This window comes from Oerskovia jenensis, assembly GCF_016907235.1.
GTDB classification, from domain to species: Bacteria; Actinomycetota; Actinomycetes; order Actinomycetales; family Cellulomonadaceae; genus Oerskovia; species Oerskovia jenensis.
The window spans coordinates 3919250-3934646 of sequence record NZ_JAFBBO010000001.1 but is presented as its reverse complement, the minus strand read 5'-3'; the positions used below and the strand labels follow the sequence as shown (position 1 = coordinate 3934646).

The 15397-nt window shown below is 67.8% G+C and carries 8 protein-coding genes and 3 rRNA genes; 6 read left to right on the top strand and 5 right to left on the bottom strand.

Annotated elements, in window-relative coordinates:
• Window positions 1–26: 26 nt before the first annotated feature.
• Both JOD49_RS17555 and JOD49_RS17550 read right to left on the bottom strand, forming a co-directional pair.
• Window positions 27–695: a DUF4166 domain-containing protein gene (locus tag JOD49_RS17555; RefSeq protein WP_205308313.1), complete on the bottom strand. Its 669-nt coding sequence runs from the start codon at window positions 693–695 to the stop codon at window positions 27–29.
• Window positions 692–1318: an SRPBCC family protein gene (locus JOD49_RS17550; protein WP_205308312.1), complete on the bottom strand. Its 627-nt coding sequence runs from the start codon at window positions 1316–1318 to the stop codon at window positions 692–694. The genes JOD49_RS17555 and JOD49_RS17550 overlap by 4 nt, the downstream gene beginning before the upstream one ends.
• Before the next feature lie 558 nt (window positions 1319–1876).
• Between JOD49_RS17550 and JOD49_RS17545 the strand changes: the two genes are divergently transcribed.
• The 6 genes from JOD49_RS17545 (at window position 1877) to JOD49_RS17520 (ending at window position 9635) form a co-directional block, all read left to right on the top strand.
• Window positions 1877–3265, top strand: a complete 1389-nt coding sequence (locus JOD49_RS17545) for an ABC transporter substrate-binding protein (RefSeq protein WP_205308311.1) — start codon at window positions 1877–1879, stop codon at window positions 3263–3265.
• Window positions 3262–4422: an ABC transporter permease gene (locus JOD49_RS17540; RefSeq protein WP_205308310.1), complete on the top strand. Its 1161-nt coding sequence runs from the start codon at window positions 3262–3264 to the stop codon at window positions 4420–4422. The genes JOD49_RS17545 and JOD49_RS17540 overlap by 4 nt, the downstream gene beginning before the upstream one ends.
• Window positions 4416–5366 (top strand): ABC transporter ATP-binding protein, encoded by a 951-nt coding sequence (locus JOD49_RS17535; protein WP_205308309.1) that lies wholly within the window; start codon window positions 4416–4418, stop codon window positions 5364–5366. The genes JOD49_RS17540 and JOD49_RS17535 overlap by 7 nt, the downstream gene beginning before the upstream one ends.
• Window positions 5363–6916 carry a PLP-dependent cysteine synthase family protein gene (locus JOD49_RS17530; protein WP_205308308.1) on the top strand — a complete coding sequence of 518 codons (1554 nt, stop codon included), beginning with the start codon at window positions 5363–5365 and terminating at the stop codon, window positions 6914–6916. Before JOD49_RS17535 ends, JOD49_RS17530 begins: the two co-directional genes overlap by 4 nt.
• A 101-nt stretch (window positions 6917–7017) precedes the next feature.
• The gene (locus tag JOD49_RS17525; protein ID WP_205308307.1) at window positions 7018–7881 is read left to right on the top strand and encodes a YcnI family copper-binding membrane protein; all 864 of its coding nucleotides are present in this window, start codon (window positions 7018–7020) and stop codon (window positions 7879–7881) included.
• Window positions 7882–7952: 71 nt separating this feature from the next.
• Window positions 7953–9635: a copper resistance CopC/CopD family protein gene (locus JOD49_RS17520; protein WP_205308306.1), complete on the top strand. Its 1683-nt coding sequence runs from the start codon at window positions 7953–7955 to the stop codon at window positions 9633–9635.
• Window positions 9636–9789: 154 nt separating this feature from the next.
• On the opposite strand, the gene rrf is transcribed toward JOD49_RS17520, so the two are convergent.
• The 3 genes from rrf to JOD49_RS17505 all read right to left on the bottom strand — a co-directional run bounded on the left by rrf (window position 9790) and on the right by JOD49_RS17505 (window position 15018).
• Window positions 9790–9906, bottom strand: a 5S ribosomal RNA gene (rrf, locus tag JOD49_RS17515).
• An 88-nt stretch (window positions 9907–9994) separates the two neighbouring features.
• Window positions 9995–13100, bottom strand: a 23S ribosomal RNA gene (locus tag JOD49_RS17510).
• A 397-nt stretch (window positions 13101–13497) separates the two neighbouring features.
• Window positions 13498–15018: ribosomal RNA gene (locus tag JOD49_RS17505) — 16S ribosomal RNA — on the bottom strand.
• The 16S, 23S and 5S rRNA genes sit together here, the layout of an rRNA operon.
• Between the last annotated feature and the right edge of the window lie 379 nt (window positions 15019–15397).

The following is a 15397-nucleotide window of genomic DNA, read 5'->3' as shown; positions in this document are numbered from 1 at the left end:
GCCCACCTTCCGGCGGGTCGGGCGGGTCAGGCCCGCTGCTCGTGCCGCCGGGGCTTGAGCCGGTCCGGCGCGTCGTGCGCGGAGGTCCACTCACACGTGAACGACCCTCGGTACCCGAACAGGAACCCGAACCGGTCGTTGGTCACCTCGAGGTCGACCCGGAAGACGTCGTCGACCTCGTCGTACCACTCGTGGAGGCGGGCGCGACCGCTCAGCAGCAGGGGGAACCGGAACCCGACGGGGCCCTCGTAGAACCGTTGCGCACCGGACGTGAGGATCAGGCCGCCGCGCTCGTCGGCCCGCAGGTCGAGGTCGACCGCGAGGTGCTGGTGCGTCCCGAGGTAGTCGACGACCGTGTCCCCCGCGAGGACCATCGTGGCGTCGAACCGTCTCCGGCGACCCCGGATCGCGTACTCCCGGACGAACGTCACGGTCTCGCGGCCGAGCGGGTCCCGGTACGGGTAGTTCTCGATCGTGAACGGCACGTCCGTGCCCGTGTCCGGCACGAGGATGTTGCGGAGCCGGCCGAGCTGGAGGAACGGCACGGTCCACCACGGACCACGACGGACCTCGGACATCACGCCACGGCCCGTGCACGCCTGGCCGCTGTCGAGCCCGACCGAGAACCGCCGCTGCAGCATGGGGTGCAGGCGCTCGAAGTCGGGGCCCATGGCCTCCTGGAACATCGACGTCATGGGGTCCTTCCCGGTGCGGGGAGCGTGGCCAGGGTCGCGGGCGCGTCGCGCAGGTGGTCGTCGCGGCGTCGGCCGCCGTCCGGTGCCCGACGGCACCGGGCGGCACGCGGTCGCTCGGGGCGCCAGAACCACAGGACGCTCACGAGCGGCCACCGCTCGGGTGGTTCGTCCCGCTCGGCCCAGATGCGCAGGCGGTCGAAGCTCCACGCCGTGGCCCAGCCCAGCGCGGGGCGCGCGAGACGGTCCAGGGCGCTCCCCCAGCCGGGGGTGTAGTCGTAGCCCGTGACGAAGCGGACGCCGTCGCCGTCCGGCACGTAGCGCCAGTAGCCGCGACCCGAACGGATGGGGGACACGGGGTCCGACGTCGCGAACCGCAGGGCCGAGGTCCGCGAGCCGTCACGACCCCCCGTCTCCCCGAGGCTCACGCCGTCCCCGGCGACCGTGCGGAACAGGACGCGGCGGGTGTACGTGAACCGGGTGGCGCCCGACTCCGTGGTCCCGGTCGGCACGATCCGCGAGAACCGGACGTCCCACCGCACGTGCTGCTCGGGGTCCTGCGTGAGCGACCACACGACGTCGAGCGAGGCGGAGATCGGAGTCTCGACGTAGATCCCTCGTGCCATCCGGTCAGGCTAGCGGGCCCGGCGTCGAAGCTCTTCCTGCCCCGCGGCGCGTCCCGGGTGACTCTCGCAGGACCGTGGTGACGCCCCGCCCGCCATCGAGACCGGACCGCTGTGCGGAACGACCGGCGGAACTCCTTGCGGAACCGACGTGCTGCCCCTACTCTCTGCGGCATGTCGGCCACGACCACTCCTCCTGGCCGGGCACAGAGCCCGGTCCACGCCCCCTGCGCTGCGACGTCGGCCGTGGGCGCGCGCTGTTGTCGCGGCTGACCGCAGGCGCCTGACGCCCTTGGCGTGACCCGACGCGTCGGGTCCTTACCCTGTGACACCGGCCGCGTCGTCGACCCCGGGACGAACCGCCGACGGCGCGCACCCCGCGACAGCGACCGCGCCGACGAGCGCGGCCGCACACCGTCTGCCATCTCGCACGGTCCCCTTCCTCGACGTCTGCAGCCCGCTCCCGCGCGGTCGGCTCCTGGCGTCACGCGTTCTCCCGATCTCCTTCTCGACGCACCTGCGCCCGTGCACGTCCTCGACCACCCTTCCGAGAGGCCCCTCATGACCGACCGCACCTCCCCCGACCAGCCGGGCACGCCCGACGACGCCCCGACGCCGAGCGCACCGGCTCCCCGGACGCCCGCGCCCGACCCGGCCACGGGTGAGCGCCAGGACGACCGCACGGCGCAGGCTCCGCCGTCGGGCGTCGACGACCTGCGGCACGAGACCCCGGGCGACAGGCGTGCCACGCCCGCCGCGGTCGGCGGGCCGGTCGCCCCCGGCGCCGACGACACCGACCTCCCCGCCGGACAGCCGCACCCGGGCCCGCCCGCCGAGCCCTACGACCCCTCACTCCTCCACGACGACGACGCGACCGACGGGCCCCTGATCTCCCGGCGGCACCTGCTCGTCGGCGGCGTGGCCGTCGGCGCGCTGCTCCTGGGCGGCGCGGGTGGCTACCTCCTGGGGGCGTCCCGGTCGGCCGCGGTCTCCCCGGCGGGGGCCGTGGCCGGGGGCGCCTCACCCTCGCTCGGCCCGACCCTCCTGACCACGAAGGTCCTGCGGATCGTCGAGGGCGGCGGCATCTGCGAGGCCCCGCTGTACGCCGCGCACCACCTCGGGATCTTCAAGGACTACGGCCTGAACGTCGAGGTCGTGCGCAGCGCGGCGGGCGAGGACACCAAGGACGGCATCTCGTCCGGGACCTACGCGGGCGGGCCGGGCATCTTCTTCAGCTGGCTCAAGCCCATCGAGCAGGGGCTCGACGTCAAGCTCACGACGGGACTGCACGAGGGCTGCCTGCGCCTCGTGGTGCTGAACGACTCGCCGTACGACGACGTCGCGCTGCTGCGGGGCAAGAAGATCGGGGTGTCCTCGATCGGGAACTCCGCGATGTCCTTCTTCTCGCTCGACCTGCTCGACGCCGGGATCAACCCCGACCCGGCGGCCGGTGAGGTCGAGTGGGTCGTGTACGACAACGACATCCTGCCCCAGGCCCTGCAGGACGGTGAGATCCAGGCCATCGCGGCCTCCGACCCCGTGGCCCTCCTGCCCACGCTCGGTGGCTACGCCCACGAGCTCGCGAACAACCAGCAGGGCCTCAACGCCCAGACCTACTGCTGCGCGACGGCGATCAACGGCGCCCTCGTCCGTGACGAGCCCGAGGTCGCCAAGGCCCTCACCGAGGCGTGGGCCGAGGGCGCCCGGTACGTGGGTGCGAACATCGACGAGATCGCCCAGCTCGAGGTCGACAAGCAGCTCGTCGCGGCCGACGTCGAAACGGTCAGGTCGGTCCTCACGACCTACGGCTTCAGCCCGTCGGCCGTGGGGCTGCGACAGGAGATCGAACCGGGGATCGCGAAGTTCGCGAAGACCGGGTACCTGGACCAGGGCACCGACCCCAAGAAGCTCGCGGACCTCGTGTACGCCGACCTCGGGCTCACCTGGTGACCTCGTTGACGCGCGTCCCGGGCAGGCGTGCCACGGGCACGCCCGCCCGCGGGAGCGCAGACCGCCAGGACGGGGCAGGCGGGCCCGAGGGTCACGCCCCGGCCGCCCAGGACGGCTCCTCCGTCGCCGAGGGTCACGGACCCTCCGCCGAGGGTGACGAGGTCCCCGGTGACGGGGGCGCCACCCGCACAGCGACCCCACGTCCGACGACGCTCCGGCGCGGACTGCTCGTCGTCGCGTCGTGGATCGTCGTGCTCGCCGTGACCTGGTGCGTCCCCGACGTCCCCGACCTCTCCCCGCTCGCCGGCAGGACGGCCTTCCTCGCGGTCCTGGGTGGTGTGGTCCTCGTGGTCTCCGTCTGGCTCGCGCTCGCGCTGAGCGTCGCGGGGGCCGCGACCCGGCTCCGCCACTGGTCGTGGTGGTACGTCGCCGTCGCGGCGTGGTTCGTGGTCTGGGAGGTCACGACGGCCAAGACCGGCTGGCTCCACGCGCCGCACTTCGCGCCGCCGGAGACGCTCCTGTCCGACTTCTGGGAGGACCGCAGCCTGCTCTGGGGCAGCTTCTGGGCCTCGACCCGGCTGCTGCTCGTCGGTTTCGCGGTCGGTGCGGTGAGCGGTTTCTTCACGGGCCTCGCGATGGGGTGGAGCAAGGTGGCCAACTACTGGATCCACCCGGTGCTCCAGTCGATCGGCCCCGTGCCCGCGGGCACGCTGCTCCCGCTCGTCTTCGTCATCGTCCCGACGCCGCAGCTCGGCTCGATCTTCATGATCGCGTTCGGCGTGTGGTTCCCCATGGCGGTCCTGACCCGTGCGGGGATCGCGTCGGTCGCCCGCGGGTACTTCGACGTCGCGCAGACGCTCGGCGCGAAGGCCCGCTTCCTCGTGTGGCGGGTCGCGATCCCGGGGGCGCTGCCGAGCATCTTCACGGGTCTGTTCATGGGCCTCGGCGCCTCGCTCGGGGCGCTCGCGCTCGCCGAGCTGCTGGGGGTCCGCAGCGGTCTCGGCTGGTACATCTCCTGGGTCAAGGGCTGGGCCGACTACCCCAAGATGTACGTCGCCATCCTCATCATGGTGCTGCTGTGCCGCACCCTGATCGTCCTGCTGTTCCGGGTCCGGAACGCCGTGCTGTCCTGGGAGAAGGATCTGGTCCGATGGTGAGTCCTGCGCAGCACGCCCCCGCCCCGGCCGCGGCCCCTACGGACGTCCGGCCTGCGGCACCCCTGCGCGGCGGGCACGTGCGGATCGAGGCGGTCAGCCATCACTTCGACCTCGCGGGTCGCCGCGAGCGCGGCTGGGCGAGCCGCGCACTGGGTGCGGTGACAGGACGGGGCGCGGGCCGCCGTCGGGCAGGCCGGGATGCCGGCGAACCCGCACGCACGACCCTGCCCGTGCTCGACGACGTGAGCCTCGACGTCGCCCCGTCCGACTTCGTCGCGCTCGTCGGCCCGTCCGGCTGCGGCAAGTCGACCTTGCTCCGCCTCCTCGCGGGGCTCGCGGACCCGGCCGCGGGGAGCGTGTCCGTCGACGGGACCCCGATCGTGGGTCCTCACCCGAGCCGGGCCCTGGTCTTCCAGGACCCGAACCTGTTCCCGTGGCGGACCGTCCGCCAGAACGCCGAGCTCGGTCCTCAGGCTCGCCACCGGTCCCGGCTCGACGCCGACCGGGTCGACTGGGCGCTCGACCTCGTGGGGCTCACCGACTTCGCCGACGCGCTGCCCGCCACGCTCTCGGGGGGCATGGCCCAGCGCGCGGCCCTGGCCCGCGGGCTGGTCAACCGGCCGCGGGTCTTCCTGCTGGACGAACCGCTCGGCAAGCTCGACGCCCTCACGCGCCTGACCATGCAGGACGAGCTCCTCCGCCTGTGGCAGACCGAGCGGTTCACCGCGCTCCTCGTCACGCACGACGTCGACGAGGCCCTGCGCCTCGCGAACCGCGTCGTCGTCTTCTCCGACCGGCCCGCGCGCGTGCTGGCCGACCTGACCGTCCCGTTCGACCGACCCCGCGACCACGCAGCGCCCGAGTACCTGGCGCTGCGCCGCCAGATCCTGCACCTGCTGGGCCAGGACGGCGCAGCAGGGACCCTTCCTGGAGGAACCTCATGACCGCCTACGACTCCCTTCTCGACGCGGTCGGCGGTACGCCGATCGTGCGGCTGAACCGGCTGGGCGCGGATCTCGCGCCCACGATCTACGTCAAGCTCGAGTACCTCAACCCGGGCGGTTCCGTGAAGGACCGCGCCGCGCGCTGGATGGTGCTCGGCGCGATCCGCTCGGGTGCCCTCGCCCCCGGTGGGACCATCGTCGAGGGCACGTCGGGCAACACGGGCATCGGTCTCGCGCAGGCCGCCGCCCAGCTCGGGTACCCGATCGTCGTCGTGCTGCCCGACAAGACGAGCCAGGAGAAGCTCGACACGCTGCGCGCGTACGGGGCGCGCGTCGTGGTCACCGCGTCCGGGCTGCCGCAGGAGCACCCCGAGTCCGTCAAGCGCATCGCCGAGCGCCTCGTCGCGGAGATCCCGGGGGCCTGGCTCGCGGGGCAGTTCGTCAACCCCGACAACCCGCAGGCGCACCGCGAGTCCACGGGCCCCGAGATCTGGGCCGACACGGCCGGGCGCGTCACGCACCTCGTGGCGGGGATCGGCACGGGCGGGACCATCACGGGCAACGGCACGTACCTCAAGGAGGTCAGCGGCGGTCGCGTGACCGTGGTCGGCGCCGACCCCGAGACCTCGGTGTACTCGGGCGGCGACGGCTCGGCCTTCTTCGTCGAGGCGACCGGCCGGTACCGGCACCCCGAGACGATCGACGACGCCTGGCCCGAGACCTTCGTGCCCGAGGTCGTCGACCGCTTCGAGCGCGTCGGCGACCGCGAGGCCATCCACGCGGTGCTGCGCCTCGCCCGCCAGGAGGGCATCCTCGTGGGCGGGTCGTCCGGGCTGGTGCTCGCGGCGGCGCTGCGGACCGCACGCGACCTGGGACCCGACGACGTGGTCGTCGCCCTCCTGCCCGACTCGGGCCGCGCCTACCTCTCCAAGTACCTGAACGAGGACTGGGTGCGCCGGTTCGGCTTCGTGGACGAAGAGGTCGAGGGTCTCGGTCCGCGCCCGGTCGCGGCGATCGTCTGGGACGTCGTCGGTGACGCCCTCTCCCGCCCGACGACGCCGCTCACCCTGAGCGCCGACGTCCCCGTGGGCGTGGGCCGGGACACGCTCGAGTCCGCCCGGCGGGACGGCCGGCTGACCGCCGAGTCCGTGGTGCCCGTGCTCCTGCCGCGCGCCCGTCGCGACCACGAGCCGTCGGTCGCCGAGGTCCTCGGCGTCGTGGACCTCGCGACCCTGCGTGCGGCCGCCACCGGTGCCCGGGCAGGCGTCGCCGTCGGAGACGTCGCCGTCCGCGGGACACCCGTCGTCGGCACGGGCGAGATCCTCACAGACGCCCTGGCCAGGTGGGACGCCGACATCGCCGAAGGACTCGTGCTGCGCGACGGGCGGGTCGTGGCGGTCGTGCGACGCGAGGTGCTCGAGGCGGCCGCTGCGACTCCGGTCACGGCTGTGGCTCCGGTCACGGCTGTGGCTCCGGTCACGGCTGTGGCTCCGGTCACGGCTGCGGCTCCGGTCACGGCTGCGGACGACTCCGCGCTGGTGACGGCGTGAGCGCCGCGGCCGCCCGGTCGACGCCGACGCGTCGTCGGCGACCCGGGCGGTCCAGAGCGGGTGGGACCGTCCTGGCCGGTACGCGCGCAGGAGGCTGGGCGGTGCGCATCGGTGTGGTCGGCCTCCTCGCCACGGCGTCCTCGCTCGTCGCGACGCCTGCCGGAGCGCACGCGACCGCTGTCGCGGAGACCCCCGTGCAGGGAGGGTGGAGCATCGTCTCGGTACGCGTCCCGACCGAGTCCGAGACCGCCTCGACCGTCCGGATCGAGGTCGCGTTCCCGCTCGACACCCCGGTACCGGCCGTGCGGACCTCGCCGCTCCCCGGCTGGACGGCCACCGTGAGGCTCGAAGACCTCCCCGAACCCGTCACGAACCCGCACGGCGGGCAGTACACGCAGGCCGTGAGCCGGGTCGTGTGGGAGGCGACCGACCCGGCCGCCGCGATCGGCCCCGGCGAGTACGGGGAGTTCACGGTGCAGGCCGGTCCGCTCCCCGCGGTGGGAGAGCTCGTGCTGCCCACGATCCAGACGTACGACGACGGGACCGAGTCCCGGTGGATCGACCGGTCGACCGACGGCACCGAGGCCGAGCACCCGGCGCCGAGCATCGCGCTCGCCGCCGAGGTCGGCCCGCCGGGCACGAACGGTGCGGCAGGTGCGGCTGGGGCGGCTGGGGCGGCGCACCACGTGAGCACAGGACCCGACGGACTCGCCGGCGACGAGGTGGCCTCCGTGGCCGGGATCGCGGTCGTCGCTCTCGTCGCCCTCGCAGGAGCCCTGGTCGCCCTGGTGGCCGTGGCCCTGGTGTGGCGCAGGTCCGAGGCGGGGACGACGCCGTCGGGCGGGAGGCCTGTGGGTCCCGACCCCGGCGCCGCGCCCGACCACGACGGGCTCGGCGAGGACCCCGCGAGCCGACCGCCGAGCCCCCGCACCGCGCACAGCCCGATCGGGCTGCCCCCGCTGTGACCGCCCTGCCCGTCCGGTCCGGCCTCCCCCCGAGGCCGGACCGCTCCGGTCAGCGGCTTCGCGCCGCGGCCATGCTGCTCGTGCTCCTGGCAGGGCTCGGGACGGGCGCGCTCGCCGGCGCCGCCCCGGTCGCTGCGCACGCGATCCTCGTCGACACCTCGCCACGCCAAGGGGCGACCTCGGACACCTCCCCCGAGCGCGTCGTCCTCCGCTTCGACGAGCCCGTGACCGTGCTGGACGGCTCGCTCGTGGTCTCGGACCTCCGGGGCGAACGGTGGGACCTCGAGCAGGTCACCACGACCGACGGCGGGCACACCGTGAGCGTCGCCCTCCCGCCCGATCTCCCGGACGGGCAGTACCTGGCCTCGTGGCGGCTGCTCTCCCTCGACACGCACGTGACGGGTGGCTCGATCGACTTCACGGTGGGAACGAGGCACGGCGCACCAGGGACGCACCCGACGGGCCCCGAAGCCCCCGGGACCTCGCCCCTCGGTGCCTCGGCCCGTGGGATCGTCGCCGTGGGAACGAGCCTGCTCGCCGGGGTCGCCCTGAGCGTGCTGGCCATCGGCCGGGGGCGTGCCTCAGGGCTGGCGGCGAGTCCGAGGATCCGGCGGCTCGAGGTGGCCGGCCTCGGTCTGCTCGTCCTCGGGACGGGGCTGGGTCTCGCGACACAGGTCGCCGACCTCTCGGACCGGCGACCCGTCGACCTCCTGGACACCGAGGCGTGGGCGGGCGTGCTCGCCTCGAGCGGACCCTGGCTCCTCGCCAGGTCGGCAGCTCTGCTGGGTTGGGTCGGGCTGTGGATCTGGCAGTCCCGATCAGGTCGCGGCCCCCGCGACGGTCGCGACGCGACGGGGTCGCCCGCGCGACTCGCGACCGTCGCCCTCGCCGTCACGCTCGCCGCGAGCATCGCGGCAGGCGGCCACGCAGGGGCCGAGCCGGACCCCTGGCTGACCCTCACCGTGACGACAGCCCATGTCCTCGCGGCCGGGATCTGGGTCGGGGGGCTCGCGCTGCTCGCGACCCACCTTCGCGGCCCGTGGCGCACAGCGCTGGTCACGGCACTGCCTGCCTGGTCGACGCTCGCCCTGATCACCGTCGTCGTCCTCGTCGCCACGGGAACGCTGCAGGCCGCCCGGGCCCTGGGCCCTGTCGCGGCCCTCTGGTCCACCGGCTACGGCCGGCTCCTCCTGGCCAAGGTCCTGGTCGTGATCGGGCTGCTCCTCGTGGCGAACGTGGCGCGCCGAGCGGTGCCCGCGGCACGGCGGTCCGCAGGGCCCGTCGTGCGGGTGCACCGGACGGTGCTCGTCGAGATGCTGCTCGTCGTGCTCGTCTTGGCGCTCAGCGCCGCTCTGGCCGCGACCGCGCCGGGGCGCGCGACCTACTCGCCGCCCTGGGCCGGGACCGTGCAGCTCGGGCCCGTGACCGCGGCACTCTCGATCGAGGAGACGCGCAGCGGACCCCAGGTGATCAGGATCGACCTCAGCAGCGCGGACGGCACCGAGGTGCTGCCGGACTCGCTCGACCTCACCGTCACGCAGAGCGAACGGGGGATCGGGCCGCTCCCGGTCGTCCTGCGTCGCGACTATGCCCGCGCCCCAGCGACAGTGGACACCGCTGACGACGTGCCCGCCACCGTGTACGTCTCCGAGCCGACCGTCGTCCCCGCACCGGGAACCTGGGAGATCGACGTCCTGGTCACGCTCGACGAGGTGACGGCGTACTCCGCGAGGGTCACGTACGTGGCCTGGTGAGACGCGAACGTGCGCGCAGGCGTCCGGCCTGTTCGACGAAAGAGCCCCGGCACGGGTGGGTGCTGGGGCTGAGGGGGCTGGTGCGTGGCTCGCGTGAATGTTGTGGATACGCCAAAGGCCCACCCCGTGAGGGGTGGGCCTTTGGTGAATGGTTGTCCGGCGGCGACCTACTCTCCCACCCCGTCTCCAGGGCAGTACCATCGGCGCTGAGAGGCTTAGCTTCCGGGTTCGGAATGGGACCGGGCGTTTCCCTCTCGCTATGACCGCCGTAACTCTATGGAGATGTCGGGACCCTGGTTACGAAGGGTGTGCCCGTATCTCGGGAACCGCACAGTGGACGCGTAGCAAAAAGTTTGAGTGTTATCAAGTTGTCGGCTTATTAGTACCGGTCAGCTTCAGCAGTCTTTAGTCCTGCCTTACACATCCGGCCTATCTACCCAGTGGTCTAGCTGGGAGCCTCTCCCCCTTGCGGGGATGGAAACCTCATCTTGAAGCAGGCTTCCCGCTTAGATGCTTTCAGCGGTTATCCCTTCCGAACGTAGCTAACCAGCCGTGCTCCTGGCGGAACAACTGGCACACCAGAGGTTCGTCCGTCCCGGTCCTCTCGTACTAGGGACAGCCCTTCTCAAGTTTCCTGCGCGCGCAGCGGATAGGGACCGAACTGTCTCACGACGTTCTAAACCCAGCTCGCGTACCGCTTTAATGGGCGAACAGCCCAACCCTTGGGACCTACTCCAGCCCCAGGATGCGACGAGCCGACATCGAGGTGCCAAACCATGCCGTCGATATGGACTCTTGGGCAAGATCAGCCTGTTATCCCCGGGGTACCTTTTATCCGTTGAGCGACGGCGCTTCCACAAGCCACCGCCGGATCACTAGTTCCGACTTTCGTCCCTGCTCGACCTGTCAGTCTCACAGTCAAGCTCCCTTGTGCACTTGCACTCGACACCTGATTGCCAACCAGGCTGAGGGAACCTTTGAGCGCCTCCGTTACATTTTAGGAGGCAACCGCCCCAGTTAAACTACCCACCAGGCACTGTCCCTGATCCGGATTACGGACCGAGGTTAGATATCCAGAGCGACCAGAGTGGTATTTCAACGTTGACTCCACACACACTGGCGTGCATGCTTCACAGTCTCCCACCTATCCTACACAAGCCGCACCGAACACCAATACCAAGCTATAGTAAAGGTCCCGGGGTCTTTCCGTCCTGCTGCGCGTAACGAGCATCTTTACTCGTAGTGCAATTTCGCCGAGTTCGCGGTTGAGACAGCGGAGAAGTCGTTACGCCATTCGTGCAGGTCGGAACTTACCCGACAAGGAATTTCGCTACCTTAGGATGGTTATAGTTACCACCGCCGTTTACTGGGGCTTAAATTCTGAGCTTCGCCCGAAGGCTGACCCGTCCTCTTAACCTTCCAGCACCGGGCAGGCGTCAGTCCGTATACATCGTCTTGCGACTTCGCACGGACCTGTGTTTTTAGTAAACAGTCGCTTCTCCCTGGTCTCTGCGGCCGTCAACGCTCGGGAAGCTAGTTCCGTCACGCATCGGGCCCCCCTTCTCCCGAAGTTACGGGGGCATTTTGCCGAGTTCCTTAACCACGATTCTCTCGATCGCCTTAGTATTCTCTACCTGACCACCTGAGTCGGTTTAGGGTACGGGCGGCTAGAACCTCGCGCCGAGGCTTTTCTTGGCAGCATAGGATCACCCAATTCGCGCATACGCGCTATCTATCAGTTCTCAGGCTATGTGAACAGCGGATTTGCCTACTGTTCGCCCTACAACCTTGGACACGGTCAACCATCGCCGTGCTGGGCTACCTTCCTGCGTCACCCCTGTTAATACGCTTACCTAGTACCGGTTCGGGTCGCGCGCCGCTCCAGCGATGTCTCCCGAAGGAGACGGTGCTGGTTAAGGGCGCTTAGCATCACCGGGTTCGGTATGGGCGGTTCTTCGCCGGTAGGAGAATATCAACTCCTTGTCCATCGACTACGCCTGTCGGCCTCGCCTTAGGTCCCGACTTACCCAGGGCGGATTAGCCTGGCCCTGGAACCCTTGGTCATTCGGCGGACGGGTTTCTCACCCGTCTTTCGCTACTCATGCCTGCATTCTCACTCGTGTAGGCTCCACCGCTGGGTTACCCCGCGACTTCACTGCCCACACGACGCTCCCCTACCCATCCACACGCCTGGACCACGAAGGCCTAGCGTTTGTGTGAATGCCACAGCTTCGGCGGTGTACTTGAGCCCCGCTACATTGTCGGCGCGGAATCACTTGACCAGTGAGCTATTACGCACTCTTTCAAGGGTGGCTGCTTCTAAGCCAACCTCCTGGTTGTCTGTGCAACTCCACATCCTTTCCCACTTAGCACACGCTTAGGGGCCTTAGCTGGTGGTCTGGGCTGTTTCCCTCTCGACTACGGAGCTTATCCCCCGCAGTCTCACTCCCGCGCTCTCACTTACCGGCATTCGGAGTTTGGCTGACGTCAGTAACCTTGTAGGGCCCATCGGCCATCCAGTAGCTCTACCTCCGGCAAGAAACACGCGAGGCTGCACCTAAATGCATTTCGGGGAGAACCAGCTATCACGAAGTTTGATTGGCCTTTCACCCCTAACCACAGGTCATCCCCCAGGTTTTCAACCCTGGTGGGTTCGGTCCTCCACGTAGTCTTACCCACGCTTCAACCTGCCCATGGCTAGATCACTTCGCTTCGGGTCTAGACCCAGCGACTCATTCGCCCTATTCAGACTCGCTTTCGCTACGGCTTCCCCACACGGGTTAACCTTGCCACTGAGCACTAACTCGCAGGCTCATTCTTCAAAAGGCACGCTGTCACCCCTGCTAGGGAGGCTCCAACGGATTGTAGGCACACGGTTTCAGGTACTATTTCACTCCCCTCCCGGGGTACTTTTCACCTTTCCCTCACGGTACTGGTCCGCTATCGGTCACTAGGTAGTATTTAGGCTTAGCAAGTGGTCTTGCCGGATTCACACGGGATTTCTCGGGCCCCGTGCTACTTGGGATCCCCTTCGGGAGGCCGCGTCATTTCGTCTACGGGGGTCGCACCCTCTGTGCCGGGCCTTTCAATGCCCTTCGACTATAACGCGGCTTTCTGACTCCCTGACCAGGTACCAGCCCGGTCTGAAAGGTCCCACAACCCCGCCCATGCAACGCCTGGTAGCTATCACACATGAACGGTTTGGCCTGTTCCGCTTTCGCTCGCCACTACTCACGGAATATCTCTTCCTGTCGGTACTGAGATGTTTCACTTCCCGACGTTCCCTCCACACACCCTATATATTCAGGTGCGGGTCACTGGACATGACTCCAGCGGGGTTTCCCCATTCGGAGATCCTCGGATCACGGTTCGTTTGCCAACTCCCCGAGGCTTATCGCAGGCTACAACGTCCTTCATCGGCTCCTAGTGCCAAGGCATCCACCCTGTGCCCTTAAAAACTTGACAACAAAAAATTGCAGAGAACAAAGATAAATCTTTGATCTTACAAAGATGCTCGCGTCCACTGTGCAGTTCTCAAGCTACGGACGATCCCACCCGCTCCCACGGCCTACCAACACAACGGTTGGCGGTTCACCCAGGAGACGCGATGGCCCGTTCAGAGCGACCCCACCCATGCGGGCGGTTCCCTCAGGACCCAACAGTGTGCTTGGCAAACCCATCCCCCGTACCCGTGATGTTCCACCACCCACACAAGGTGGGCAGGTACTGACACGAACCGTCATGGACGAGCTCTTCGTTAATGTTCCACCCTTGAGCAACCATCCACCCACGCGTTCGGCGGGTGCCATGGCCTCTGCACAACCAGCCCCCGAGGGCGCCGGCTGTGAGTGATGCTCCTTAGAAAGGAGGTGATCCAGCCGCACCTTCCGGTACGGCTACCTTGTTACGACTTAGTCCCAATCGCCAGTCCCACCTTCGACAGCTCCCTCCACAAGGGTTGGGCCACCGGCTTCGGGTGTTACCGACTTTCGTGACTTGACGGGCGGTGTGTACAAGGCCCGGGAACGTATTCACCGCAGCGTTGCTGATCTGCGATTACTAGCGACTCCGACTTCATGGGGTCGAGTTGCAGACCCCAATCCGAACTGAGACCGGCTTTTTGGGATTCGCTCCACCTCGCGGTATCGCAGCCCTTTGTACCGGCCATTGTAGCATGCGTGAAGCCCAAGACATAAGGGGCATGATGATTTGACGTCATCCCCACCTTCCTCCGAGTTGACCCCGGCAGTCTCTTATGAGTCCCCACCATGACGTGCTGGCAACATAAGACGAGGGTTGCGCTCGTTGCGGGACTTAACCCAACATCTCACGACACGAGCTGACGACAACCATGCACCACCTGTACACCGACCTTGCGGGGCAACCATCTCTGGAAGTTTCCGGTGTATGTCAAGCCTTGGTAAGGTTCTTCGCGTTGCATCGAATTAATCCGCATGCTCCGCCGCTTGTGCGGGCCCCCGTCAATTCCTTTGAGTTTTAGCCTTGCGGCCGTACTCCCCAGGCGGGGCACTTAATGCGTTTGCTGCGGCACGGAACTCGTGGAATGAGCCCCACACCTAGTGCCCAACGTTTACGGCATGGACTACCAGGGTATCTAATCCTGTTCGCTCCCCATGCTTTCGCTCCTCAGCGTCAGTTGCGGCCCAGTGACCTGCCTTCGCCATCGGTGTTCCTCCTGATATCTGCGCATTCCACCGCTACACCAGGAATTCCAGTCACCCCTACCGCACTCTAGTCTGCCCGTACCCGATGCAAGCTCAAGGTTGAGCCTTGAGTTTTCACACCAGACGCGACAAACCGCCTACGAGCTCTTTACGCCCAATAATTCCGGACAACGCTTGCGCCCTACGTATTACCGCGGCTGCTGGCACGTAGTTAGCCGGCGCTTCTTCTGCAGGTACCGTCACTTGCGCTTCTTCCCTGCTGAAAGAGGTTTACAACCCGAAGGCCTTCATCCCTCACGCGGCGTCGCTGCATCAGGCTTTCGCCCATTGTGCAATATTCCCCACTGCTGCCTCCCGTAGGAGTCTGGGCCGTGTCTCAGTCCCAGTGTGGCCGGTCGCCCTCTCAGGCCGGCTACCCGTCGTCGCCTTGGTAGGCCATTACCCCACCAACAAGCTGATAGGCCGCGAGTCCATCCCAGACCGATAAATCTTTCCAGACACTCCCCATGCAGGGGCGTCTCGTATCCAGTATTAGACCTCGTTTCCAAGGCTTATCCCGGAGTCTGGGGCAGGTTACTCACGTGTTACTCACCCGTTCGCCACTGATCCGCCCAGCAAGCTGGGCATCACCGTTCGACTTGCATGTGTTAAGCACGCCGCCAGCGTTCGTCCTGAGCCAGGATCAAACTCTCCGTAAATGTTTGCTATCAACCCCGAAGGATTAACAACCATACGAAGCGGACCCGAAGGTCCATAATCATGGCTACAAACCGAAAACATGACGTTTTCAATTCATACCAAATAAGTAGTCTCAACACGAACACACAACACACACCGAAGGTGCGCGCCACACGCCCATGCAGGACAATTGGCATTAACTATCAAGCACACTGTTGAGTTCTCAAGCAACCGACACGCACCGACTCCAACCCCTCAGGGGCCTTCACTCGGGGCAACTTCTCCAACCTACCAGACTCATTCCCGCGTCTCAACTTCACCGTGTCCGGTCGAAGTGATCCGCCTGAGCCGGCCGCCCCGGACCGCTCTCCCGGCACACAGGTGCCTGGAGAAGGACTG

Bases quoted from the DNA above. Each gene is read 5' to 3' on its own strand.
- JOD49_RS17555 (WP_205308313.1), bottom strand. From the start codon at position 695: ATGACGTCGATGTTCCAGGAGGCCATGGGCCCCGACTTCGAGCGCCTG.
- JOD49_RS17550 (WP_205308312.1), bottom strand. From the start codon at position 1,318: ATGGCACGAGGGATCTACGTCGAGACTCCGATCTCCGCCTCGCTCGAC.
- JOD49_RS17545 (WP_205308311.1), top strand. From the start codon at position 1,877: ATGACCGACCGCACCTCCCCCGACCAGCCGGGCACGCCCGACGACGCC.
- JOD49_RS17535 (WP_205308309.1), top strand. From the start codon at position 4,416: ATGGTGAGTCCTGCGCAGCACGCCCCCGCCCCGGCCGCGGCCCCTACG.
- JOD49_RS17530 (WP_205308308.1), top strand. From the start codon at position 5,363: ATGACCGCCTACGACTCCCTTCTCGACGCGGTCGGCGGTACGCCGATC.
- JOD49_RS17520 (WP_205308306.1), top strand. From the start codon at position 7,953: ATGCTGCTCGTGCTCCTGGCAGGGCTCGGGACGGGCGCGCTCGCCGGC.